The organism is Sediminicola luteus, from assembly GCF_002514735.1.
Lineage (GTDB): Bacteria > Bacteroidota > Bacteroidia > Flavobacteriales > Flavobacteriaceae > HQA918.
This window is the reverse complement of sequence record NZ_KZ300476.1, coordinates 422,542-445,942: the sequence shown is the minus strand read 5'-3', so window position 1 is coordinate 445,942 and position 23,401 is coordinate 422,542. Positions and strand designations below refer to the sequence as shown.

Genomic DNA, 23,401 nt, shown 5'->3' with positions numbered 1-23,401 from the left:
AAAGTGTATAGTGTACGACTTGCCATCGTCAGCCATGATAGCGCAAACAATTCGTTGTCCTTAATTTTAAAAAAATGAGAGAATTTCAAGAAAAAGTATCAGGCGAATACCGAAATTACAGAGATAATTTTCGTGATTCCTATACTTATATCGAAAATTATGGACGAAATAAATATAAAAGTGGTAATTATCTAGATTTTGTGGCTAAAACAACAAATGCAACGGAAATTTGTCAAAATGAAATAGCGGAAATAATAAGACTAGATTATATAAAATCCAATGCCAACAATTTTAATGTTCGACCTAAAGTCAAAAATTCAACCGATTTTTTAAGAAAAGAAATCCTAAAAAAGAATGAGCAGCACAATTACAATAAAAGTTTAGAGCGAGCACTTTATGAGCTTTTACAAACAATTCGGGATAATATAACTCATTATGGAAAATTTGAAGTTTCTGAAAATCAATATGAACGTAATTTCGTATTAATAAAAAATGCTTCAATAATAGCTAATAATATAGTTAAGCAGATTGAAAAATTGGAAAAGGAATGAATTATACAATTTTTAAAAAGAACTATCCTAAAAGCTGTAATCTATTCTTTGAATGGTTGGCATTACAGGAAGAAATAGATTATGTCGACAATGCTTGGTTTTTTTATTTTTTTACCAACTATTTTGATTGGTTGCCAAGGTGGTTCATTATTAATAATGAAAAGCACATCCAAGAATTAATAAAGATTTATCCAAACAACTTTAATAAAGCTGAAAACGAAATACAATTATTTGTAAATAGTGAAAATGATTATGATAAAGTATTCAATTGTTTAGAAATTTTATTAAGCAAAAAACTGATATGACCGAAATTGAAATTTTAGGAAAACACTTGTTCAAACTAGGTTTTAATATCACTTGTATTACTAACTACATTACAGAACATAATTTTTATGATGCGAATATTCTCAAAGGTCCTTACCACGAATGGAAGCATCTCAAAAATACACGACAAAAAATTGAAGAACTTGAGAGTTATGATTGGGATAATGCTGTGGGAATTGGAACGATAGCTGGATTTGAAAACCTACATATTTTAGACATTGACGGTTGTTCCAATTACGAATTTATTGAGGATTTATTAATTATTTTAGGACTTCCAAAAAATTATGAATGGGTTGTAAGAACTGGAAGTTTAGACGGATATCACATATACTTTTTTTCTGACTTAATCGAAGTCTTAGAGGAAGACCAAGTTGCCTCATCATATCCACCTAATTTAGATAATACAGCTTTATTTGAAAAAATAGAATTACTGTGGAGTACACATATTGTCCTACCTAATTCCCTTCATAAATCTGGTTCAAATTATAGTTTTACCAATTGTAAATTTCCAATAGAGAAACCAAATTTTATAAATATCAATAAATTTAAAATTATTGAAAGTCTATTTTTAAATATCTCGGAAATAGAAAAGAAAAAAGTATATTTCTCACTTTCAAAAGAAAAACATAGAAATGTCAAATTACCCAATAACATTAACTTAATTGACCTTTCCAAAATAGAAGAGAACTTATTTTTCTTATTTGATATAGAAACCGATGGTCTAATAAAAAATGGAGAATTCCCTAACATTGTTCAAGTTTCGTGGATGATAATGGACACTAAAGGAGTTGTTTATAAAAAGACCACAGAATTAGTAAATTCGGATTTTAAAGAAAATTCTGATGCGTTTAAAGTCAATAAGTTAAATCCTTCTATCATTAAAAGGATTGGAAAAAAACCTTCGGATGTTTTTCTGGATATGACTTATGATTTAAAACATTGCAAAATCATTTCAGCACATAATTTAAAATTTGATTTATCTGTCCTGGAAAACGAATTTCACAAATATCAGATTGACTTTAATTTCGATGGTTTGGAAAAATTTTGCACAATGGAATTTGGGACAAAACTGTTCTCAAATGAAATAAATCCAGAACCGAAATATCCTAAATTGACAGAGTTATTTGAGCATCTTTTCAATCACAAAATTAAGCAGTTTCATAACGCTAATTCTGATGTTACAATACTGGCAAAATGCATCAAGGAATTATTATTTAAAGGATATATGGAAAAGCTTAAGAGAATACATTAAATAATGAATAAAAATACAATTGAGATTATTGACTTTTCTTTGTCTACGACTAACAATAATTCAACAGCTATTATTAATGGTCTCAAAAATCTGTTCGTTTATCTTATTCATCAGAACAATCTTGAAGTAGGTCAGAAGGATACCTTCCTAAAGGTATTAGCAGAAAAAAACTTACCCATGTTGGATATGGCCAAGCAGTTTGCTATTCATTTGATTAATAATTTTTCGGATGAAGTAGTACAAGAACTTTCTGCCATTCAAACAGAAGGATTAGGGTTTAAAAACATGCTGGATAATGAAGAGCTTGTTGATTTTGTGGAAATGGAACTAGTAGACCCTACAACCACATACCGAAAGTGGGAATTCGGAAAATTTGCCATAGAACACTTTATCAATGATATACACAATACAGAATTAGAGAAAATAAAAAGTGATAACGAAATTGGATTTGAAGAGTTTGTAGAATTATTCGCCTCAAACTTAGATACCCAAACGACTAAACTGGACAATCAAGAGAAGCTGTTCTTAATTGTGGTATTAAGGCACAAGTTGTCCAAAAACAAACTGAATATAACTACATATGATGTAGTGGGCAGTTCCGTTCAGCGCAACCTTTTGGGAATGTCCCTGCGTATGGGTATCCTCAAAAATTCCTTCAGGGAATCCCTCTCCCTAGCCATAAAAAACCAAAATAGAAAAGGCCCCAAGCGATAATGAACGCCAAAAAGTTGCTTACATACCTGGACCAACTCGAAAGGGAGCCTAATCTAATGGTCAATGGGAACACTTACACCTTGGAGCAGGTCAAGTTGGCCAAAAAGATTACCGCCGATATAGAGATGGAACTTGGAGTAAAACCTTCAAAACCAAAATTATCAAGAAGACGGGCATTTATAGTCATTTTGGAGGAGTTGTATTATGATGTTCCTGAATACCCTAAGGAATTATCTTTGGATGTAATTAACAGGAGAGCACTGCAACGCTTTGAGTTTGCCCAACGCACCTTAAATGGACTGGCTACCCCTCATGAAATCCATCCAAAAGATGCTTGCCGGTTTTTTGAGGACAACGGTAGTAAAAAAATGAACTACAGAAGAGCGCTATCCCATCTGGTAAATTATCGTTTCTTGTTTTTTCAGATTGCCCCAGCTGCAGAATCTCTTAAAGATAAATACCAGGAAGTGTTACTTTGTTCCTAAAAAGTGGTGTACACTGTTTTGTGTACAGCACTCGAAAACCATTTCTTCACTTGCCCTTAGGTTTGCCATAAGTTAATCGGAGGTCACGTAGCAAGCCATGTTTTTGCAAGCAAAAACAGCTCACTTTGTTCGCAGGCTTGTTGGGGATCCTCCCCAAACCCCAGAATTATGGCACGGCCAAAAAAGGATATTGAATCATTGAAAGCTATACGGGTCAACGTTCGGATGACGGTCAATGAATACCTGATCGTCTCTGGTAATGCGGCAACATTGGGTATGGGAATACCGGATTATATCCGAAAAAAAGTAATAGGCAGACCGCTACCGAGAACCAAGGTAACACCGGAGGATAGGAGACTGTTCGTAGAGTTGAGCCGTATAGGCAACAACATAAACCAGCTTTCCAAAAATTCCCATCTGCGCATGCACGCTCCAAAAAATCTGTCTCTACAGTTGTCAGAACTACGGAATCTTTTAGGCGAATTAAAATCAAATATCAAGGATAAATGATAGCCAAGCAGATAAAGGGAAAGGACTTTTACGGACTGTTGGCCTACAACCAAAAAAAGGTTGGAATTGGTCAGGCCTGTGTACTGGATGCCAACATCGATTTGGGCAACGCGGTGGATATGTCCAAGGAATTCAATTTGGTCAGGCAATTACGTCCCAGGTTGGGCAAAGCCGTGTATCACGTATCCCTTAACCTTCCTCCCGATGAAAAAATGAACGACAAAAGTTTTGTTTCCATGGGATTGGAGTATCTAAAAGGAATGGGATTCGACGATAACCAATATATAATGTACCGCCACGATGACCAAAGTCACCAACATATCCATATTGTGGCGAACAGGATAAAATTTTCTGGAGAATTGGTCAGCGACAGCAAGGATTACAAGAGAAGTGAGCTTTTGGTAAGGAAATTGGAAAAGAAATATGGGCTCTCCGAACTTATCGAGGAACCTTCTGTGCGAAAGGCGGCCCTAACACAAAACGAAATCGAGAAAACGCTTAGGACCGGGGACGCACCTGTAAAAAGTTTACTGCAACAACAGTTGATGGAGGCTTTAAAGCGCTCGGAAAATATAGAGGAGTTAATTTATCAATTACAGAAAAAAAATATTCAGCCAAAATTTAACATCAGTAAGACTACAGGAAGAGTTTCCGGCATTTCCTTCAGCTACGAAGGAGTTATTTATAAGGGAAGCAGCTTGGGAAGGCAATATTCATGGAACAACATCATAAAACAAATCGACTATGAACAAATCAGAGACCGTGCAATTGTTCTCCAAACTAATGCAACAGAACAAGGAGATTTTAGAGGGATTGACGCAGGTAAAGAAGGGCCAGGAGAAAATCAGAAACAATCAAAAAGTATTATCGGAAGGGCAGGGGAAGTTATTGGCCAACCAACGGATCATTTGGGACTTTCTGAAAAAGATATCCTAGGACCCGAACCGTTCAATAATTACAAAAACGAACTCGATGGTCCGCTTTGGCGAAGACGAAGAAAAAAAGGTAGAAGTAGGTAGTGAAAACCGCAAGCGTACATATAGAGCCATTGAATCTTACAGGGAAGGCATTTTGTGAGCGATTGGGTATTGCCTATAATGGACAGATAATGCAGTCCTTACGAGATCAAGGATTGGTCGATTTCTTTAAAGTGGGTAAAAAATATTTGTATCCAAGAGAGGACATCGAAACGATAAACCTAAAGTTAAGGAAAGGCGAAATATCCATCAAAGTCGATAGTGGGTATTACATTACGATAAACTGACTATACAACATTAACCGAACAACCTGTTCATTTCCTCAGCCTCCTCTTTATGGTAAAAATCTTTAAGATAGTGCTGGGTAGTAGATAATTTTGTGTGTCCCAAAAGTTTAGAAATCAGTAAGAGACCGGTATCGTTTTTTACAGCAAAATCTGCAAAGGAGTGCTTAGCCATATGCATATTCACCCATTTTCCTATACCTGCTTTTTCACAAGCATTGCGCAATGCACGGTTTACGGCATTATTTGCAATATATAGTTTGCGTTCTATTTCTCCTACGTTTTTATTGTCCATTCCATACAGTGGTGGGAAGATAAAAGTGTTATTTCTGCCTTTATAATCTTTTAAAATAGCCATGGCCTTTGGAGTCAGAGGCAAAGTTCTTTTAGCCCCAGCTCTAGTCCTGGATTTACCCATAGTATAGACAATTTCATTTCCGACAATATTTTCCCATTTAAGTTCACATATATCAGAAAATCTCATGCCAGCGGTATAGAAGGAAAACAAGAACATGTCCCTTGCCTTAACCATTCCTTTAAACCTAGCAGGGATTTCCAATTCTGAAAGTCTGCTGATTTCTTCAAAGGTTAATGACTCTTTCTGTACGTTTTCAGTTACTATCGAGTAGCCTCGTATTGGGTTTTCTTTGATAATACCCATTTTCAATGCCTTATTTAAAACAGCGTACATTGACTTGAAATTTGATGCTACTGTATTTATTTTGTTTCCTTTTTCAAGCATCCACTTTTCGTAATCCTTTGCAAACTGGACTGAAAGATCGGAGAATGAAACATGGCTTGAGAATTTTTTTAGTTTATCTATATACTTCTGTTGCGTGTTGGCCGTGCGTATTTTCCCTTTTAGTTTAGCTTCATCGACAATTTGTTGGTAGAAGTCTAAAAAGGAAGTGGAGTCGTATTTTTTATTGTTTTTATATAAAAAATGTAGTCGCTTTGCCGATACCCCCTTATTGCTATAGTAGAGTTGTTGAACAGAAATAAGAAACGATTGGAGGTTGGCATTAAGTTTCTCTTCTAAGGGATGTCTTTTTATTTTTTTCTTTCTGTCATCCCATTGATTTTTTTGGATTGATATTCCGGAATCTAAATACTGAACATCTTTTTTAGAAGTCTCCATTTTTAGTCTGACCATCTGAGTGCCATTCTTCTTCACATAATGGGAAAGATAATAGTTAAAATTCATTTGTTCGTTATTTGTTCGGAATTCAATCAAATATAAACAATTATAAAGGATTATAAAAAATAAAACCCCTATGTAAAATAGCGGCTTTTGCTAGTATTATAAGGTGTTTCAGGGATTATTCCTCCATGGTGTGGTACACATTCTGTACATCGTCGTCTTCCTCTATTTTTTCGAGTAGTTTTTCCACGTCGGCTTTTTGCTCTTCGTTCAGGTCTTTGGTTACCTGTGGTATACGGTCAAAACCAGAGGAAAGGATTTCGATATCCCGGCCTTCCAATTCCTTTTGAAGGGAACCGAAACTTTCGAAAGGGCCGTAGATCATAATACCGTCTTCATCTACGAATACCTCTTCGGCACCGAAATCGATCAGTTCCAATTCCAGTTCCTCAGGATCCAAACCTTCGCCATTGATCCTAAAGTTACAGGTATGGTCGAACATAAATTCTACCGAGCCCGAGGTGCCCAAGTTTCCGTTACACTTATTGAAGTAGCTACGTACATTGGCTACGGTACGGGTATTGTTGTCGGTGGCGGTCTCTACCAAAATGGCGATACCATGAGGGGCATAGCCTTCGAAAAGTACTTCTTTAAAGTCGCCCTGCCCTTTTTCACTGGCCCTTTTAATAGCGCGCTCAATATTGTCCTTGGGCATGTTCACCGACTTGGCGTTTTGGATTACCGCACGTAACCTGCTATTACCATCGGGATCGGGACCACCTTCCTTTACGGCGATTACGATTTCCTTACCGATTCTGGTAAACGCCTTCGACATGGCCGACCAGCGTTTCATTTTACGGGCTTTCCTAAACTCAAAAGCTCTTCCCATGGACAGATATATTTTTAAAGTCAGTGACCCTAGACCGTTTTCGGTAATACCTTGGGCCGACTTTGATTTTTAATTCACAGTGCAGCAAAAATATTAAAAATAGGCGGTAAGGCAAATACCCCTCGATTTCATGAAATACCTATTACGATATTTTCAAATTTTCAAATTGTCCAATCATCAAATCAACACATCGGTACATCGATACATTGGTACATTGATGAATTGGCGCATTGCCATAACTCCCACTTCGAATTTTCCGGCTAAAGGTTAAACAGCCAACTGCCCATCGATAATCTCTTGAAAAGTTGGGGTCAGGTTTTCGGGTAGTTTGTTGTCACGGGGTATCACGGCCAAATAACGGTCGTGATTGGTGGTATAGACCCGTTTTAGTATGGGGTGGAAATTCCCCATTTTACGAATGGTTTCCCGTATAAAATCCTCATGGTGCACCAAGTCTATACTGCCCAAATGAAATATGCCGGTACGGTGGCGGTTGATCAGGTAATGCACTTGCTGACAAAGCTTATCGTCGTTGGTTACGTTAATGATTAGGTTGGGAAAAACCTCAATGGGTTCTTGGGCCAAAAGGGCCGACTTGATTTCCTTAATCCGGGGTGAGCTACTACCAAATACCATGGGCACCCGTAAGATGCCGAATTTATCGGTTGGCAGTTTTTTTAGAATGTTCTCTATTTTGATTTTTAGGTGGCCAAACTTGCTTTGCGATAAGGTTTGATCCCTTTCATAGGAGGGATAGCGACTATAAGCATCAAAAACATTGGCGGTAGAGAGAAAATAAACCGTGCATCTATGGATCTGCACATAATGGGCAATCTCTTCATGGGCCCGGATTTGGGCTTTAAAATCGCCCCGAAGGGCCGAGATGATTACCGTTGGGGCAATTTCCTCCAACAGGGGGTAGACCGACTCTTCCACCAGACTGAAATGGTGGAATTTTTGGTTGTTGTTAAACGAATGGCGACCGGTATGAAAGGTGGCATAGGTATCGAAATAGGGGCAGAGTTCCTTGTACAAAGCATAGCCAAGAAATCCACTGCCCCCTAAGATCATCACCCGTTCCTGCTGCATAAATCGGTCTTCGCTAGGGGGCTAACCTTTATAAAAAGGTAGTTTTACTACTTGGGCCGCTACGGCCTTTTTACGAATCTGTATGCTTATCTCACTGCCCGGTGCTTTATAGTCGACCGGTACATAACCTAAGCCGATACCCTTGCCCAAAGAAGGTGACATGGTACCCGAGGTTACCTTACCGATTACGGCCCCGGCTTCGTCTACGATATCGTAATCCTGGCGTGGAATTCCTTTTTCGGTCAGTTCAAAAGCGATCAGTTTTCTGGTTATTCCCGCTTCTTTTTGGGCGGCCAAGGCTTCATGGTTTACAAATTCCTTGGTGAATTTGGTAATCCATCCCAAGCCGGCCTCCAGAGGAGAGGTGGTATCGTCTATATCGTTACCATACAAGCAATAGCCCATTTCGAGTCGTAAGGTATCGCGTGCGGCCAGTCCGATTGGTTTTATGCCAAAATCGGCCCCGGCTTCAAAGACTTTGTTCCAAACCTGCTCTACTTGGTCGTTCTTGCAATAGATTTCAAAACCACCCGAACCGGTATAACCCGTAGCGGAAATGATCACATGTTCGATTCCGGCAAAATCGGCCACTTCAAAAGTGTAGAATTTTATTTCGGCCAAGTCTACCGAGGTCAGCGATTGCATAGCCTCAACAGCTTTTGGACCTTGAATGGCCAAAAGGGAATAGTCGTCCGATAGGTTACGCATTTGGGCCCCTAAAGCCTCATTGTATTTACTGATATGTGCCCAATCTTTGTCGATATTGGAGGCATTGACCACCAAGAGGTATTTCTCTTCGGCGATGCAGTAAATGATCATATCGTCTACGATGCCACCAGTTTCATTGGGCATACAGCTATACTGGGCCTTGCCGGCAGTCAATTTGCTGGCATCGTTACTGCTTACCTTTTGGATCAAATCCAAGGCTTTTGGGCCTTCGATCAAAAATTCGCCCATATGCGACACATCGAACACCCCAACGCCCTGGCGTACGGTTTCGTGTTCAATGTTTACGCCTTCATAGGAAACAGGCATATTGTAGCCCGCGAAGGGCACCATTTTGGCTCCTAGGCCTTCATGTATGTGGGAAAGTGCGGTATTCTTCATCACAAAAATATTTGAGGGTCAAAATTACCAAATATTCTAATGGCTACCATGGGCGTTTTTTCCCTTTCTATGGTTTTATGTAGGCTAAATACTTGGGATGGTTTGCCGCATTTTATCCTATTTTTGCCAGGTGAAAATAGAATATATACTTACCCTATTGGTCTGCGGCCTTGGTGTAATCCATGGTTTTATGCTCGGTGTTTATCTTTTGGCCAAAAAATATACCACCGGTATATCGCATAAGATTTTAGGGGTTTTGCTGTTGCTTTTTGGGTTACGGATCAGTAAGTCTATTTTTCTATATTTTACCAGTGATCTGGAGTTTATTCTGATTACCCTGGGGCTTACCTTGATACTTTTATTAGGACCGCTTTTTTATCTATACACCCGAAGTTGTTTGGTCAAAGATTTTCAAATTCGTTTGAAGATGGGCCTACATGCCCTTCCTTTTTTGATTTTCTTGGTCTTGAATAGTTTGATGTTGTTGTCCAAGACCTTTTATGTTTCCTTTGGTATTTATGCCATATACCTGCATTTTCTGGGCTATATCCTTGGGTCGTTCTTTTTGTTTAGAAAGCAACTGAAACAGGGCGTTTCGCTCGGTTCGACCAAAAAGAAATGGCTGTATGCCATACATTTCGGCATCGTTTTTATCTGGGCTTCCTACTTCTTTTTCCTGTTGGGGGAAGCCATTCCGTACATCATGGGGCCATTGACCTATTCCATTGCTATTTATGGTTTAAGCCTATGGGCCTTGAAGCATAAAGTGTTTCAAGAAGATAAAGTGAAATATAAGGGGTCGTCCATGGATATAGTGGCCTCGCGTTCCATATTTGAAGCTTTGACCACTTATTTAGAAAAGGAAAAGGCTTATTTGAACCCCGATTTAAAACTTCAGGATATCGCTTCGAAGCTAAAGGTAAGTACACATGCCTTATCGCGGTCCGTAAACGAAAACGGACATCAAAACTTCCAACAATTTTTGAATTCTTATCGGATACAGGAGGCTAAATCGAAATTGACCTCCAATGAATACCGGAAGCTCACGATATCGGCCATTGCCTTTGATTGTGGTTTTAACAGTATTTCTGCCTTTAATGCCGCCTTTAAAAAAGTGGAAGGGCGCACCCCGTCACAGTATAGGGCTTCCTTGGCCGATTAAACGGGTTTTTAGGTTTACGGGCTTATCATTTTCTCTTACTGAATTATAATTCCGTCAGTTATTTTGGTGTGTAGCCCCTTCTTTTGGTAAAAATCTAAAAGAAGACATCATGAAAAAGACACTTTTATTATTCTGCCTATTGTTGGCCGTAATGGTCGGGGCACAGGAGGAAAATCGGGACAAGAACATTTTAATGGTGGTCAGTGGCTATGGCAAGGACAAAGGGGCACAGCGGCCGGGTTTTGAGTTCGACGAATTTTCCCAGGCTTATTTGATTTTTACGGATAACGGGTTTCGGGTAACGGTGGCCAGTCCGAAAGGAGGTGCCGTGGAGGCCGATAATTTCAATGCAGAAAAGGCATACAACAAACGATTGTTGGAAAACGAAAAGGCTATGGCCTTATTGGCGAATACCCAGGCTACGGCCACCATATCGGCCGCCGATTTCGACGCCGTTTATGTGGTGGGGGGTAAAGGGGCCATGTTCGATCTGCCTTACGACCCGGCCTTACAAGATATTATTTTGGAGATGTATAAACGTGAGGGAACGGTGATTTCGGCGGTCTGTCATGGCCCGGCCGCATTCGTCAATGTAAAGGAGGCCGATAAATACGTGATCGATACTATCGAAATGACCGGTTTTTGTAATACGGAAGAAGATCTTTTCGGTAAAAAATGGGTGCAGGAATTCCCGTTTCGTTTAGAGGATCGGTTAAAGGCTAGGGGAGCGAAATTCGTTCAGGCCGATTTTATGTTGCCCATGGTGGCCATTTCCGGAAAATTCGTAACCGGCCAAAACCCGTTTTCAACCCCGAAATCGGCTGAGGCGGTTATCCGTTCCTTAGGAGCCACCCCCGTGGAGAGAACCTGGTATACCGATGAAAATAGTATGTATCTGGTGCAGGATGTACTTCAAGGAAAACAAGATTTTGAATCGGCTGCCACGGCATTGAAGGCAGGGCTGGCTTCTTATGATGTGCAACTTATTGCCGTATATGGGTATTATAAAACCTTGGTGGCCCAACAAGATACCGAGCAGCTGGAATTGGGCGTGCGTTTAATGGAATTGGCCAGTCCGTATTACTTCAATGAGCGCTTATGGCTCCATATGGCCAAGACCTATATGGATTTGGATAAGAAGGAAAAGGCGATTCCGCTTTTAAATGAATTAGTGGGCAAAGATCTAATGGTAAAGGAAGCCCAACAGCTTCTAACCGATATACAAGAATAGACCGGTGGTGGTTATGGAAAGGATAGTAATGCTGTTGCGCCAACTGGTATATATAGGACTGTTTTTGGGTTTGGGCTGTGTCTCTGCCCAAAAGCAAACTGAATTAGAAAACGGAAATGGAGTAGGAGCGCCCCAAGTTTCCAGAAACCCCCAACAATTGGTCGATGCCATGATCAATGAATTCATGCGGTTGCCCACTACACCACCCGGTTTGGGCTTGGCCGTGGGTAAGCATGATTCCATTTATTATGCCAAGGGGTATGGATTCAGTGATTTAAGTACGGCACAAGCCGTTGATACAACGACCCAATTTAGATGGGGCAGCGGATCGAGATTGGCGACCATTACGGCCCTACTCCAGCTCATGGAGCTTGGCAAGTTGGATTTTGAAGGCAAGTTATCCGAAGTATTGCCCAGTTACCCACAAAAAGAGCACCCTATAAGTCTACGGCAATTGGCCGTTGGCCTTTCGGGAATGGATAACCATACGTTGGGCGAATTAACCGATCAAACCCAGTTTAAGTCGGTAGATGAGGCCTTGGCTGTTTTTGAGCAGCTACCCCTAGACCGAAAGCCTGGCGAAAGCTACCGGTTTAGCCTGCATAATTTTACGGTATTGGCTAAGGTTTTGGAAGAGGTTTCGGGTAAAAGTTTCCCGGAGGTATTGCAGCATTATGTGTTTAACCCTTTGCATATGACTAGTACCAGTATAGAAAACATCCATGCTCTAGGCCCGCATATGTCACAACTATTTGAATTCAATCCCGATATCGATTCCGAAGGGGGTTTTCGAAAGATAGGGAAGCTGAAAGGTTACAGTTACAGTTGGGCCGGTGCGGGTCTAAGTGCCAGCCCCATCGATTTGGTAAAATTGGGGCAGGCCTATCATAATGGTTCCATAGCCGAACGCTGGTTGTCTGCCATATTTCAAATACAGACTTTAAATTCTGGGGATACCATAAGGCAAAGTATCGGTTGGGACAAAAATTGGGATATGGCCAACCGTAGGGTATTTGAACAAGATGGGGTGGCCCAAGGCGCACGAAACATCATAAGTGTCTTTCCGGATCAGCAACTTACCCTGGCTATAATGGCCAATGCCACAAACCTAAGGGCCATAGAGGAAACGGCCCATACCCTGGCCATTCCATTCTTGACCCGGCCAGCCCCCATAAAACAACCCAAAGGGCGTTTTAAACTGAATCTCTTCGAAGATGTCCGGGGGTCATGGGTTAAACGGGAAGCCGTACTAATTTTGAACGGGGCCACCGGGCATTTGCAAATAGCTTCAGGGACCGCGAATGAAGAGAACTATAGCTTAATGTACTTAGAGCGCGGTAACCAATATGCCCTGTTCCATCCAGATGGTATTTTGTATACCGAGATAACTGTTGATTCGGAAGGGCTATGGGGCAGGGTCATGTACTATAGGGGGCCAAACCTACATAAAACATCTACCGAACCCCCTTATCTAAGGTTTAATGGTAAGTCCAGTTAGGGGTTTCCTCCTTGGTCTTTGGGTTTTGATTAGGGAGCGCAGTACCAAATTCGGACTCCAATTCCTTTTCTACCTCGGCATAAGTATCGGGCAGCAGGGCTTCGGCAAAAGTCCTTTTAGAGCGTTTCTTTTTAAAGAAATGCTTGGGCGTTAATTTATTCCACAATGTTTTCTGCTTCATCGCGTAAACGTTCATCGAATTTTTTAACGTCCTTTTTTAGTTCTTCGGCCATGGCCTCACTGTACAGGTCTCCGCGCATGATCCTTTTTAATAGAGGTTTGTAGTGTTCGTTTCGGATCTCGACCAAGAAACTGAGCCAACGCACCTTTAGTTCTTTGATGTTTCGGATATCGCGGGTAAGATAGTTCAACAGCATAACCGAAAAGAAGGTGGCGTTTATAGAGATGATTATGGCCATGAACACTTCCAATACTTGGGAGAAGTAGAGGGTGTCTGTAAAGATCCAGCCCATAAAGAAAAAGCCTACGGCCATAACCCCAACGCTAACCCCTCGGAATAAAAACCTCGAATGGCTGCCCTTGGGGTGGTACATGGTAGATACCCAGAACAGGGCCCCTAAACCTACGGTGGTTACCTCTACACCGAAATTGTATAAAAAAATGGACAGCCACTTAAAGCCGAAAAAATCGCCCTCCAAGTCGCTGTCGCCATTATAGAAAACGTAAACAAAGCGTGCTGCCAAGGTTACGAATGCTATGATACTAACCATTACCGCCGCAACCGGTACACTGGCTTTTGCTTTTGTCTGGGGAGTAGATGTCGGTTTCATAAAGAGCGTTGTCTCCAGTTTGGGAAGTACAACCAACTAGGGCACCTACGAAGAGTGCTGCACAGATAATAATGCCTACTTTTTTCATAATCGTAAAATTTAAAGGTTTGCCTAAAAATACGATCGGAAAAAGAACAGTGTTGGTTCAGCTTCAATGGGTTATCAAATACTTTTTAACAGTAGGTATAAAAACATAGGACCGGCATAAAAACATGTCGGGGGATTAAATATAACCCAACATTTTTGTTATTTCCTAACGATTTTCGATAAAATAACCCCAAAGGGCAAAATACTTTATGGCTTTTAGGGGATTAAACTACGTATTTGTAATTCACTGTCGGCGAACCCCTAAGCTTTTTTGTAAGTCGCTGGTTCATTGTGGTTTGGTTGAGGGCTAAATTTTCAATCCCTGAAAAGAATATCGTACGGGCGACTGGTAGGGAAGGGTAAGGAAAAAAACTAATTTCTAGGTTTTATGTAAGCTATGTATATAACCAAGGACCACACGCACCCCATGCGTGTAGTCTCTGAGTGAGTAGAGTATCTGCCTTTTAAGCAGATGGTCGACTTCTTTTTGATGGCCATGTTGGTGTTAAAATCTGTTGTAGGTATTAAATGGAACGACAAGTCACCTCGAACGGAACGGAGAGGTCGCAACCCTGAAGGGATTAAATTCAATTTCTTCAAATATTAGAGAACAACGCCTTATGTGAAAAAAGCACAAGAAAGCCCCGATACTTCGGGGTCGCGACAGCAAAGTTTTTTAAAAGTAGAAAGCCTCATTTTTCAATAGTCAATAGGTCCTAATAAATAAAGACATTCCGGTTAGGGATTGAGGCCCTGTGGAGCTCGTAGCAAACAGCGACGGCCGAAAGCCCGACCCCTGCCCAGAAGGGTGTACCCCCAATTCATCTGCGACCAAAAACACTGGGCAGTTTTACTGTAAAGCCCTCACCCCAACCCTCTCCCGCAGGAGAGGGAGTTATCTATGAATTCGTCTACGTATTAACTGTTAAAATATCGATTCAATCAATTTCCACTTCCCAGCACATTTTCAAATCCCCTCATTTTCAAATCTTCAAATTACCACATCATCAAATTAAAAACCGGCCATAAAAAAAAGTGCCTGCCCAAAAACCGGACAAGCACCTTTAACTATATACTTTGTACTTTTTACTAACTACTAAACCGCTACATTATGCTCACGAAGGGCATCGTTCAAAGAGGTTTTTTTGTCGGTACTCTCTTTGCGTTTTCCTATGATCAGGGCACAGGGAACTTGGTAATCGCCAGCGGGGAAACTTTTGGTATAACTACCGGGGATCACTACCGAACGGGCGGGTACGAAACCTTTGTGTTCTACCGGGCTATCGCCGGTAACATCGATGATCTTGGTAGAGGCGGTAAGTACCACATTGGCACCCAAAACGGCTTCTTTTTCTACACGAACACCCTCGACCACGATACAGCGCGACCCGATAAAGGCATTGTCTTCGATAATGACAGGGGCGGCCTGTAGGGGCTCCAAAACCCCGCCAATACCCACACCACCACTAAGGTGTACGTTTTTGCCGATCTGGGCACAACTACCCACGGTGGCCCAAGTATCTACCATGGTGCCTTCGTCTACATAGGCCCCGATATTGACATAACTGGGCATTAGAATGGTGCCGGGTGAGATATAAGCTCCGTGGCGTGCAACCGCATTAGGCACCACACGGATCCCTTTTTCTTTATAGTTGCGCTTTAGGGGCATTTTATCGTGGTATTCGAAAATACCGGCCTCTAGCGTTTCCATTTTTTGGATGGGGAAATACAAGACCACGGCCTTTTTAACCCATTCGTTGATCGTCCACCCACTTTCGCTAGGGGAGGCACAGCGCAGTTCCCCGGCATCGATCAGGTCGATTACCTGGCGTATGGCTTGTTGGGTCTCGTCTTGTTGTAATAGCTCCCGGTTGTCCCAGGCTTGTTCTATGATAGTGCGTAATGCTTGCATCGGTCTCAAAATTTTAGCAAATATAACCGGCTTGATGCTAATGGCGATGGCCGAGGGGGATTTATCACAAATAATATCATTTTCTAAACAAGCTGTTTTATTTGTCACGGATTGTTTTGAAAGAGACAATAGGAAATAGAGGATGGAAAATAGACTAGGCATTTTCTTGACTCCTATGGGAATGTAATTTTGGATGGGTGTATTGGGGGTATTTCCGTTGAAAATTGATGCCCATAGGTAAACTGGGGGCAATAGCTTATTTTTGCCAAAAAAAGAAGGATTGGGTAGGATCGTAGCCTTGGATTTTGGAATGAAACGCACCGGTATGGCGCATACCGACGAGATGCAGCTGATCGCGTCAGGACTTACCACCGTGGCTACCCCCGAACTGATTCCCTTTTTGGTCGATTATCTAAAAACCGAAACGGTGGATGTGCTGGTGGTAGGCGAACCCAAGCAAATGGATAATTCGGCCTCGGAGTCCGAGGAACTGATACAAGCTTTTTTGAAAAAGTTGAAAGCAGCTTGTCCTGATTTGAATGTAGCACGCCAAGACGAACGCTTTACCTCTAAGTTAGCGGTACAGAGTATGGTGGCCTCGGGTATGAAAAAGAAAAAAAGACAAGATAAAGCCTTGGTAGACGAGATCAGTGCCGTACTGATCTTACAGGCCTATCTCGATAGAAAACCATTTATATGATATTACCGATCGTAGCCTATGGCGACCCTGTGTTGCGTAAAAAAGGCAAGGAAATAAATGCCGATTACCCCAAGTTCAAAGAATTGGTGGCCAATATGTGGGAGACCATGTACAATGCCCATGGGGTAGGTTTGGCGGCCCCCCAGGTAGGTCTGCCCATTCGTATGTTCATGATCGATACCACCCCGTTTTCAGATGATGAGGATTTGAGCGAACAAGAACAAAAAGACTTGGACGGATTCAAAAAAGTATTCATCAATGCCGAGATCTTGGAAGAGACCGGTGAAGAATGGGCCTTTAACGAGGGCTGTTTGAGCATACCTGATGTACGGGAAGATGTAAAACGCAAAGACACCCTGACCATTCGGTATTTCGATGAGAATTTCAAGGAATATACCGAGACCTACGATGGCCTTCGTGCCCGTGTGATCCAGCACGAATATGACCATATAGAAGGGGTGTTGTTCACCGATTATCTTTCCGGACTCAAAAAGCGTTTGTTGAAAGGTAAGTTGGCCAATATTTCGAAAGGTAAGGTAAACGCCGATTATAGGATGCGGTTCCCGGCCCAGAAAAAAGGACGCTAAAAAATTTTTGCAAAGGTGTGTAAATGTAGCATCTTTGCCCCTTTGAAAATCGCACTGAACTTATTTAGACTCTTTGGGTTCAGGCGAAAAATAATGGTTTTGAGGCCAATTGATAGCTTTTTTGAGTTTCATAGCCTGGCTAAGTAAGGATAAAAAGGTGAAAAGAGGGTGCAAAACGGTGTTTTTTTAGCGAATTCGAAGAGTCTAAATAAGTTCAAAATGAGTTTAGATAAAATACTTTCGATTGGCGGTAAACCCGGATTGTTCAAGCTGTTGACCCAGACCCGTACTGGTTTTGTGGCCGAGTCTTTGTTAGACGGTAAGCGGGTGAGCGTAGGTTTGCGTAATAATGTTAACCTATTGTCCGAAATCGCTATCTACACCCTGTCTGAAGAAGTGCCTTTGGCCGAGGTGTTCCAAAAAATCAAGGAAAAAGAAGGGGGCGAAAAGACGCCTATTACGCATAAAGCGGCCAAAGATGAGTTGGAAGAGTACTTTTTCGCCGTATTGCCCGATTATGATGAGGATAGGGTATACGCCTCAGATATCAAAAAGATCGTGCAATGGTACAACATCTTACAAGCCCAAGGTATGACCGATTTCGTATCGGAAGCTACGGCTGAAGAGGAATAGACACCCAAACATAGAAAACAAAAAAGGCTCTCGATTCGAGGGCCTTTTTTGTTTGTAAGGTGTATGCCAAAAATGATGTTGTTCAATATTTTCACCCCCTCTCCAACCGGGTGAGGGCAGGGGTGAGGGCATGCCTACTTTTACCATTATATGCCTACTAACCTGAGTTCGATTAATTGGAAATAAATAAAATATCTGAAGTACAATAGAATGCACTCGTGTCAGCTTGAGCGCAGTCGAAAGCCTTTAACACTATTGCTAAAAAGCCCTTCGAAAAACTTCGTTTGCTACCGTCAAAAAGAGGTGTACTCTTTTTTCTGTAATGCTCAGGAAGACATAACAAGCCAACTAAGCACAAAGCATGCTGGCTATATGCACGTTAACAATCGAACTCGGGTTACTACTTCCCTTGTCAAATCATATTTTCTTGTGCTCCGATTCCATTGCTTTTCGGGGATACGATTATGACCAATGATTTCCCTTTTGCTAGACTCCATATAGTAAACAAAAAAGCACCCCTCCGAAGGAAAAGGTGCTTTTATAAAAACTGATTATTCAGTGCTAACTACTAAAAACTACTCCTGCCAATCCACCAATTTGGTGCGGTAGAAGTTTACGTTGTTATCGTTCAAGAATTGGGTATGGGCGGCCAAGCGTTTGCGGTAATCTTCCCAATCACGTTGTTCCATTTCGGTCCAGCCCAATTCGGCATAACCGATCAAACGCGGAAAGGCCAAATACTCCAATTCACTGATATTGGTAATGGTCTCGGCCCAAAGCGGGGCCTCGATTCCCAGTATACTTTCTCGGGGTAGATCTTTTACAATGGTCTCCGGATGCCATTGGTAGGCCGAATCAACGGGAATCTCAGCGGCCCAGGTAAGTCCGTGTTTAGAGAGCGAATCGTACTTCATATCTAAATACGCCTTATGGGCAGGCGATAAAATGACCTTGTTGCCCTTTTCGGCAGCCTTAAGGGCATTGGCCGTATGGGTAGGCCTCCAGATTTGTATCACGGCCGAGGGGTCTATATTGGCCTGTACGGTCTCATCCCAACCTACCAAGGTCTTATCGTGTTTGCTTACCAGTTTCTGTACCCTTTCGATAAAATATAAAAAGTCCTTTTTCTTGGTTACGTGGCTTTCATCCCCACCTACATGAAAATAGGGGCCAGGGGTAATAGCGGCGATCTCACCGATCACATCATCGATAAAGGCATAGGTTTCTTCTTTTCGGGTATCGAAGGTAGAGAAGCCTACTTGGGTGCCGGTATAGGGTTTTAAGGCCTTGCCGTTTCCATTTAGGAAGGGGTACGACAAACTGGCCGCATTGGTATGTCCGGGCATATCTACCTCTGGAATCACCAAAATATGACGGGCAGCGGCATAGGCAATGATTTCTTTATAGTCTTCTTGGGTATAGTAGCCACCTTCGCCACCACCAACTTCGGTAGCCCCGCCAACTTCGGTGAGTTTAGGCCATTTTTTGATTTCGATACGCCAACCTTGGTCATCGGTCAAATGTAGGTGCAGGGTGTTCAATTTGTAATAGGCCATCATGTCGAGGTACTTTTTCACATCTTCTACGCTAAAGAAATGGCGCGATACATCGAGCATGGCTCCGCGATAACCAAAAGCCGGGGCATCTTCGATCTTACCGGTGGGCACCAACCATAGTGGGTGGTCGGTAATGGTGTCGTTGGAAACCTCCGGAAGGATCTGACGCAAGGTTTGAACCCCACGAAAGGCCCCTGCGGCATCGGAAGCGTTCAAGATGATGGAATCTTGGGTAATGTACAACTGGTAGCCTTCGGCATTGGCGATGTCGGCACTTTCCGCCTTGTTAATGTAAATAATGCGTTCTGCCGTGGCTTCGGCCGTTTGGTTTACATCTAACTGTAGGGCAGTGGTATTTTTAATGGTCTCGGCCAAGTACGAGCCAACTTCGGCAAAGCTCCCATCGGTCTGGCTGGTATAAATGGCGGTTTGTCCATCGAGCCCAAAGGCAGAATGTGTAGGCACCGTCTTTACGGGCTTTGGAATTATGGCCTCGGCCGAAAGGTCGGTTTTCGGAAAGTTTAGGGGTACTTTCTTTTCCCCACAGGCTACGAAACCTAAGAGTAGGCTTCCTGCCAAGAGTTGGGTGGTAATCGTTTTGTAGTTCATCTGATATCTGGTTAATTAAGGTTTGTTTCATTATTTGTAGCCATCTCAATCGGGTTTAAGGGTACAAAAGGCGCCAATACCGCTTTCCAGATGGCATACCCCTTTTCGTTCATATGCAATCGGTCACTGACAAAAATATCGGTTTTTGGTTTACGTCCGTCCAGCATGGGCTGCCAAACGTCTACAAATTGCAATTGGGGGTCTTGGGCACAGAACTGGGCCAATTTACGGTTTAAACGTCGGAATTTACCGCGGAATTTCCATCGCGACGGACTCGGTTTGGCCGAGATGTACACGATTTGGATTTGGGGTTGCTGGGCTTTGAGGCGACGGGCTATCTCTTTCAGGTCGGCCAAAACCCGTTTGGGCTTCTTTTTGGAAGCGATATCGTTGTCCCCCTCATAGATAAACACCTTTTGTGGCCGGTAATGGCCAACGAGATCGTCTAAAAAGTATAATAGGTCCGAAGCTTGGGAGCCCCCGAATCCGGTATTTAAGATATGTACTCCCGGATAATCGCTATTTAGGCTATACCATTTCCGGATGCTGGAACTACCGGTAAAAACGATTTGTGCCGGGTTGTTGTGGTGAATAGAGTCATTATGGATAACCAAACGGTCCACCTCTTCCCGCAACCATTCTTGTCCATGCACCGGAACGGACAGTAGTAATAATAGGATATAAACCAAGAAAGGGGTTCGGTACGCCATAATCGGGATGAAGATACTTTAAATTAGTCAATATTCCATTAGGCCGTATTTGAGTGTGGGAAGGGTATAAGAAAAGAGCGTTCATGGGTTTTGTTAGGCTTCCCTAAGATGGGATCCATGTATTTACTTATTTCAGTCACCAACCTAATACCAAGGATGCCCCCAAAGAGTCTATATTCTATTCTCTATTTTCTATACTCCATTCCCTATGTTCTATTCTTTTCAAACTTCGGATAGCATGGCGGGGTTTCGTACATTTGCCCGAAATGAAATCGTTATGAGGGATCGACAGGCCGAATTGGCAGCCGTAGACCGGTTGTTGACCATTATGGATGAGTTGCGGGAGCAATGTCCGTGGGACAAAAAGCAGACCTTGCAATCGCTTCGGCATTTAACCATAGAGGAGACCTACGAACTGGCCGATGCCATCTTGGAAGACGATTTGCAAGAGATTCCCAAAGAATTGGGCGATTTGTTATTGCATATCGTGTTTTATGCCAAGATCGGTAGCGAGACCGGCGATTTTGATATGGCCAGTATCGCCAATGGTATTTGTGATAAACTGATACAACGGCATCCGCATATTTATGGCGATGTAGAAGTGGCCGATGAAGAAGAGGTGAAGCGTAATTGGGAAAAACTTAAACTAAAGGAAGGCAAGAAAAGTGTGCTCGAAGGGGTGCCCAAGAGTTTACCGGCCATGGTAAAGGCCAACCGTATACAGGCCAAAGTAGCCGGAGTTGGTTTTGATTGGGAGGCGCCGCATCAGGTTTGGGATAAGGTACAGGAAGAGTTACAGGAATTGCAGACCGAGGTCCGGGCCGAAAATAAAGAACGTATGACCGATGAATTGGGCGATGTGTTCTTTTCCCTGATCAATTACGCCCGTTTTTTGGGGATTGATCCGGAGAGTGCCTTGGAAAAGACCAATAAGAAGTTCATGGCCCGTTTCCAATACCTCGAACAAAAGGCCCAAGAAAATGGGGCATCGTTACAAGATATGAGCCTTGAGGAAATGGATGTATTCTGGGAGCAAGCCAAAAAACATCAGTAAAATATATAAGAATATAATGTCAGTCTGAGCGCAGTCGAAGACATAAAACCATCTAGATTTTAAAATATTTCGATAGCCTGTCCCAAATCAAAAAAAAGCTTGAATTGTAATTTTTGTCTAGACAATTAAAAACATACCACTTTGTTCGCAAACTATACCAAAGAATTCCGTTATAACCTCAAACTGGCCTTTCCGGTGATTTTGGGTATGTTGGGGCATACCTTTGTGGCCTTTGCCGATAATATTATGGTGGGCCAATTGGGAACGGCCGAACTGGCGGCGGTTTCTCTGGGTAATAGCTTCGTATTCATAGCCATGAGTTTGGGTATCGGGTTTTCTACGGCCATTACCCCATTGGTGGCCGAAGCCGATGGTGCAGGTAATGCCGCTGCTGGTAAAAGTGCCCTAAAACATGGCCTGGTGCTATGTACTTTATTGGGCTTTTCTTTGTTCGGCCTTATTTTATTGGCCAAACCTTTGGTCTATCATATGGACCAACCTTTGGAGGTGGTAGAATTGGCCTTGCCCTATCTCGATATTGTGGCTCTTTCTTTGGTGCCACTAATCATTTTTCAGGCTTTTAAACAGTTTTCGGAAGGGCTTTCCCAAACCAAATATCCCATGTATGCCACGGTGATTGCCAATGTGGTGAACATTACCCTAAATTATCTTTTGATCTTTGGGTCTTTCGGTTTTCCGAAAATGGGTATTGTTGGGGCCGCAATCGGTACTTTGGTATCCCGGATTATTATGGTGGCCTTTATTTGGGGTATCCTCAAATCGAAGGAGAAGTTCAAACCGTATGTCAGCGATTTTAATTTTAGGAAATTAGAGAAAAGGGTCGTGGACAAGATCGTAAGCCTCGGGTTTCCGAGTTCGTTGCAGATGTTTTTCGAGGTGGCCATTTTTACAGGGGCTATTTGGCTTAGTGGGGTGTTGGGTAAAAATGCCCAGGCCGCCAATCAAATTGCCCTGAACCTATCGAGTATGACCTTTATGGTGGGTATGGGGCTTAGTGTGGCCGCCATGGTACGGGTAGGTAACCAAAAAGGATTGAAACGTTTTGGCGAATTACGGCGCATTGCCTTTTCCATCTTCTTCCTTACGTTTTTGTTGGAAGTGGTTTTCGCGGGTAGCTTTTTGGCCTTACGACATTGGTTCCCGACGATTTATTTAGATGTAGATGATGTAGCCAACCAAATGGATAATACCGAAGTGATCGCCATTGCGGCCAAACTACTTTTGGTGGCGGCATTTTTCCAAATATCCGATGGTCTTCAGGTAGTTATACTTGGGGCGCTACGGGGTTTGCAAGACGTACGGGTGCCCACGGTAATTACCTTTGTGTCATATTGGTTGGTCGGTTTTCCGATCAGCTTTTACCTCGGACTGTACACCCACTGGATGAGTATGGGTATTTGGATCGGACTATTGGCAGGGCTTACCGTAGCTGCCATACTTTTGTATTGGCGGTTCAATTACCTTACCAAACACTATATTGCAAAACATGAGGGTGCCGCCATACCCAAAACGGTTGAATAATCCATT

The 23,401-nt window shown here is 42.3% G+C and carries 25 protein-coding genes; 16 read left to right on the top strand and 9 right to left on the bottom strand.

Annotated elements, in window-relative coordinates; genetic code table 11:
* Window positions 1-74 precede the first annotated feature (74 nt).
* The 8 genes from B7P33_RS01735 to B7P33_RS01700 all read left to right on the top strand — a co-directional run bounded on the left by B7P33_RS01735 (window position 75) and on the right by B7P33_RS01700 (window position 5,100).
* Window positions 75-551 (top strand): hypothetical protein, encoded by a 477-nt coding sequence (locus B7P33_RS01735; protein ID WP_097440236.1) that lies wholly within the window; start codon window positions 75-77, stop codon window positions 549-551.
* Window positions 548-856 (top strand): hypothetical protein, encoded by a 309-nt coding sequence (locus B7P33_RS01730; protein ID WP_097440235.1) that lies wholly within the window; start codon window positions 548-550, stop codon window positions 854-856. Before B7P33_RS01735 ends, B7P33_RS01730 begins: the two co-directional genes overlap by 4 nt.
* Window positions 853-2,127: a bifunctional DNA primase/polymerase gene (locus B7P33_RS01725; RefSeq protein WP_097440234.1), complete on the top strand. Its 1,275-nt coding sequence runs from the start codon at window positions 853-855 to the stop codon at window positions 2,125-2,127. Before B7P33_RS01730 ends, B7P33_RS01725 begins: the two co-directional genes overlap by 4 nt.
* 3 nt (window positions 2,128-2,130) lie before the next feature.
* Window positions 2,131-2,841: a hypothetical protein gene (locus B7P33_RS01720; RefSeq protein WP_097440233.1), complete on the top strand. Its 711-nt coding sequence runs from the start codon at window positions 2,131-2,133 to the stop codon at window positions 2,839-2,841.
* 14 nt (window positions 2,842-2,855) lie between these two features.
* Window positions 2,856-3,326, top strand: a complete 471-nt coding sequence (locus B7P33_RS01715; RefSeq protein ID WP_216359341.1) for a hypothetical protein — start codon at window positions 2,856-2,858, stop codon at window positions 3,324-3,326.
* 168 nt (window positions 3,327-3,494) lie between these two features.
* Complete coding sequence (locus B7P33_RS01710) at window positions 3,495-3,836, top strand: plasmid mobilization protein (RefSeq protein ID WP_097440231.1); 342 nt, start codon at window positions 3,495-3,497, stop codon at window positions 3,834-3,836.
* Window positions 3,833-4,855, top strand: coding sequence for a relaxase/mobilization nuclease domain-containing protein (locus B7P33_RS01705; RefSeq protein ID WP_097440230.1), 1,023 nt, complete (start codon window positions 3,833-3,835; stop codon window positions 4,853-4,855). Before B7P33_RS01710 ends, B7P33_RS01705 begins: the two co-directional genes overlap by 4 nt.
* Entirely contained in the window at window positions 4,855-5,100 is a 246-nt protein-coding gene (locus tag B7P33_RS01700; protein WP_097440229.1) for a MerR family transcriptional regulator, read from the top strand. Before B7P33_RS01705 ends, B7P33_RS01700 begins: the two co-directional genes overlap by 1 nt.
* A gap of 10 nt (window positions 5,101-5,110) precedes the next feature.
* On the opposite strand, the gene B7P33_RS01695 is transcribed toward B7P33_RS01700, so the two are convergent.
* The 4 genes from B7P33_RS01695 to gcvT all read right to left on the bottom strand — a co-directional run bounded on the left by B7P33_RS01695 (window position 5,111) and on the right by gcvT (window position 9,323).
* Window positions 5,111-6,301: a tyrosine-type recombinase/integrase gene (locus B7P33_RS01695; RefSeq protein ID WP_097440228.1), complete on the bottom strand. Its 1,191-nt coding sequence runs from the start codon at window positions 6,299-6,301 to the stop codon at window positions 5,111-5,113.
* Window positions 6,302-6,416: 115 nt separating this feature from the next.
* Window positions 6,417-7,127, bottom strand: a complete 711-nt coding sequence (locus tag B7P33_RS01690) for a YebC/PmpR family DNA-binding transcriptional regulator (RefSeq protein WP_097440227.1) — start codon at window positions 7,125-7,127, stop codon at window positions 6,417-6,419.
* A 267-nt stretch (window positions 7,128-7,394) separates the two neighbouring features.
* Window positions 7,395-8,216, bottom strand: coding sequence for a sugar nucleotide-binding protein (locus B7P33_RS01685; protein WP_097440226.1), 822 nt, complete (start codon window positions 8,214-8,216; stop codon window positions 7,395-7,397).
* A gap of 21 nt (window positions 8,217-8,237) precedes the next feature.
* On the bottom strand, window positions 8,238-9,323 hold the full coding sequence (gene gcvT / locus B7P33_RS01680; protein WP_097440225.1) for a glycine cleavage system aminomethyltransferase GcvT: 1,086 nt from the start codon (window positions 9,321-9,323) through the stop codon (window positions 8,238-8,240).
* A gap of 130 nt (window positions 9,324-9,453) precedes the next feature.
* On the opposite strand from gcvT, the gene B7P33_RS01675 reads away from it, so the two are divergent.
* The 3 genes from B7P33_RS01675 to B7P33_RS01665 all read left to right on the top strand — a co-directional run bounded on the left by B7P33_RS01675 (window position 9,454) and on the right by B7P33_RS01665 (window position 13,214).
* Window positions 9,454-10,485: a helix-turn-helix domain-containing protein gene (locus B7P33_RS01675; protein ID WP_172435824.1), complete on the top strand. Its 1,032-nt coding sequence runs from the start codon at window positions 9,454-9,456 to the stop codon at window positions 10,483-10,485.
* Window positions 10,486-10,594: 109 nt separating this feature from the next.
* Window positions 10,595-11,716, top strand: coding sequence for a DJ-1/PfpI family protein (locus tag B7P33_RS01670; protein WP_097440223.1), 1,122 nt, complete (start codon window positions 10,595-10,597; stop codon window positions 11,714-11,716).
* A 13-nt stretch (window positions 11,717-11,729) separates the two neighbouring features.
* Complete coding sequence (locus B7P33_RS01665; protein WP_097440222.1) at window positions 11,730-13,214, top strand: serine hydrolase domain-containing protein; 1,485 nt, start codon at window positions 11,730-11,732, stop codon at window positions 13,212-13,214.
* Here the strand turns inward: B7P33_RS01665 and B7P33_RS01660 are convergent.
* From B7P33_RS01660 to B7P33_RS01645, 3 genes are all read right to left on the bottom strand, one after another.
* Window positions 13,195-13,395, bottom strand: coding sequence for a hypothetical protein (locus B7P33_RS01660; protein ID WP_141402369.1), 201 nt, complete (start codon window positions 13,393-13,395; stop codon window positions 13,195-13,197). The genes B7P33_RS01665 and B7P33_RS01660 overlap by 20 nt on opposite strands.
* Complete coding sequence (locus B7P33_RS01655; protein WP_097440220.1) at window positions 13,370-14,005, bottom strand: hypothetical protein; 636 nt, start codon at window positions 14,003-14,005, stop codon at window positions 13,370-13,372. Before B7P33_RS01655 ends, B7P33_RS01660 begins: the two co-directional genes overlap by 26 nt.
* Before the next feature lie 1,183 nt (window positions 14,006-15,188).
* Complete coding sequence (locus B7P33_RS01645; RefSeq protein WP_097440752.1) at window positions 15,189-16,004, bottom strand: 2,3,4,5-tetrahydropyridine-2,6-dicarboxylate N-succinyltransferase; 816 nt, start codon at window positions 16,002-16,004, stop codon at window positions 15,189-15,191.
* Window positions 16,005-16,284: 280 nt separating this feature from the next.
* Here B7P33_RS01645 and ruvX point away from each other — a divergent pair, with 280 nt between their 5' ends.
* The 3 genes from ruvX to B7P33_RS01630 all read left to right on the top strand — a co-directional run bounded on the left by ruvX (window position 16,285) and on the right by B7P33_RS01630 (window position 17,924).
* On the top strand, window positions 16,285-16,704 hold the full coding sequence (ruvX, locus tag B7P33_RS01640; protein WP_097440751.1) for a Holliday junction resolvase RuvX: 420 nt from the start codon (window positions 16,285-16,287) through the stop codon (window positions 16,702-16,704).
* Complete coding sequence (def, locus tag B7P33_RS01635; RefSeq protein ID WP_097440218.1) at window positions 16,701-17,291, top strand: peptide deformylase; 591 nt, start codon at window positions 16,701-16,703, stop codon at window positions 17,289-17,291. Before ruvX ends, def begins: the two co-directional genes overlap by 4 nt.
* A gap of 219 nt (window positions 17,292-17,510) precedes the next feature.
* Window positions 17,511-17,924 (top strand): DUF5606 family protein, encoded by a 414-nt coding sequence (locus tag B7P33_RS01630; protein WP_097440217.1) that lies wholly within the window; start codon window positions 17,511-17,513, stop codon window positions 17,922-17,924.
* A gap of 575 nt (window positions 17,925-18,499) precedes the next feature.
* Here the strand turns inward: B7P33_RS01630 and B7P33_RS01625 are convergent.
* Together B7P33_RS01625 and B7P33_RS01620 are read right to left on the bottom strand one after the other, a co-directional pair.
* Window positions 18,500-20,089, bottom strand: coding sequence for a family 20 glycosylhydrolase (locus tag B7P33_RS01625; protein WP_097440216.1), 1,590 nt, complete (start codon window positions 20,087-20,089; stop codon window positions 18,500-18,502).
* A gap of 11 nt (window positions 20,090-20,100) precedes the next feature.
* Window positions 20,101-20,799 (bottom strand): SGNH/GDSL hydrolase family protein, encoded by a 699-nt coding sequence (locus B7P33_RS01620; protein ID WP_245871597.1) that lies wholly within the window; start codon window positions 20,797-20,799, stop codon window positions 20,101-20,103.
* 277 nt (window positions 20,800-21,076) lie between these two features.
* On the opposite strand from B7P33_RS01620, the gene mazG reads away from it, so the two are divergent.
* Both mazG and B7P33_RS01610 read left to right on the top strand, forming a co-directional pair.
* A complete protein-coding gene (mazG, locus tag B7P33_RS01615) occupies window positions 21,077-21,853 on the top strand; it encodes a nucleoside triphosphate pyrophosphohydrolase (RefSeq protein ID WP_097440749.1) in 777 nt (258 codons plus the stop codon).
* 141 nt (window positions 21,854-21,994) lie between these two features.
* The gene (locus tag B7P33_RS01610; RefSeq protein ID WP_097440215.1) at window positions 21,995-23,395 is read left to right on the top strand and encodes an MATE family efflux transporter; all 1,401 of its coding nucleotides are present in this window, start codon (window positions 21,995-21,997) and stop codon (window positions 23,393-23,395) included.
* Window positions 23,396-23,401: the final 6 nt, after the last annotated feature.

Coding starts and splice junctions, on each gene's coding strand:
- mazG (WP_097440749.1), top strand. CDS start 21,077: ATGAGGGATCGACAGGCCGAATTGGCAGCCGTAGACCGGTTGTTGACC.
- B7P33_RS01645 (WP_097440752.1), bottom strand. CDS start 16,004: ATGCAAGCATTACGCACTATCATAGAACAAGCCTGGGACAACCGGGAG.
- B7P33_RS01725 (WP_097440234.1), top strand. CDS start 853: ATGACCGAAATTGAAATTTTAGGAAAACACTTGTTCAAACTAGGTTTT.
- B7P33_RS01720 (WP_097440233.1), top strand. CDS start 2,131: ATGAATAAAAATACAATTGAGATTATTGACTTTTCTTTGTCTACGACT.
- B7P33_RS01685 (WP_097440226.1), bottom strand. CDS start 8,216: ATGCAGCAGGAACGGGTGATGATCTTAGGGGGCAGTGGATTTCTTGGC.
- gcvT (WP_097440225.1), bottom strand. CDS start 9,323: ATGAAGAATACCGCACTTTCCCACATACATGAAGGCCTAGGAGCCAAA.
- B7P33_RS01730 (WP_097440235.1), top strand. CDS start 548: ATGAATTATACAATTTTTAAAAAGAACTATCCTAAAAGCTGTAATCTA.
- def (WP_097440218.1), top strand. CDS start 16,701: ATGATATTACCGATCGTAGCCTATGGCGACCCTGTGTTGCGTAAAAAA.
- B7P33_RS01620 (WP_245871597.1), bottom strand. CDS start 20,799: ATGGCGTACCGAACCCCTTTCTTGGTTTATATCCTATTATTACTACTG.
- B7P33_RS01625 (WP_097440216.1), bottom strand. CDS start 20,089: ATGAACTACAAAACGATTACCACCCAACTCTTGGCAGGAAGCCTACTC.
- B7P33_RS01710 (WP_097440231.1), top strand. CDS start 3,495: ATGGCACGGCCAAAAAAGGATATTGAATCATTGAAAGCTATACGGGTC.
- B7P33_RS01630 (WP_097440217.1), top strand. CDS start 17,511: ATGAGTTTAGATAAAATACTTTCGATTGGCGGTAAACCCGGATTGTTC.
- B7P33_RS01690 (WP_097440227.1), bottom strand. CDS start 7,127: ATGGGAAGAGCTTTTGAGTTTAGGAAAGCCCGTAAAATGAAACGCTGG.
- B7P33_RS01735 (WP_097440236.1), top strand. CDS start 75: ATGAGAGAATTTCAAGAAAAAGTATCAGGCGAATACCGAAATTACAGA.
- B7P33_RS01655 (WP_097440220.1), bottom strand. CDS start 14,005: ATGAAACCGACATCTACTCCCCAGACAAAAGCAAAAGCCAGTGTACCG.
- B7P33_RS01705 (WP_097440230.1), top strand. CDS start 3,833: ATGATAGCCAAGCAGATAAAGGGAAAGGACTTTTACGGACTGTTGGCC.
- B7P33_RS01670 (WP_097440223.1), top strand. CDS start 10,595: ATGAAAAAGACACTTTTATTATTCTGCCTATTGTTGGCCGTAATGGTC.
- B7P33_RS01695 (WP_097440228.1), bottom strand. CDS start 6,301: ATGAATTTTAACTATTATCTTTCCCATTATGTGAAGAAGAATGGCACT.
- B7P33_RS01665 (WP_097440222.1), top strand. CDS start 11,730: ATGGAAAGGATAGTAATGCTGTTGCGCCAACTGGTATATATAGGACTG.
- B7P33_RS01660 (WP_141402369.1), bottom strand. CDS start 13,395: ATGAAGCAGAAAACATTGTGGAATAAATTAACGCCCAAGCATTTCTTT.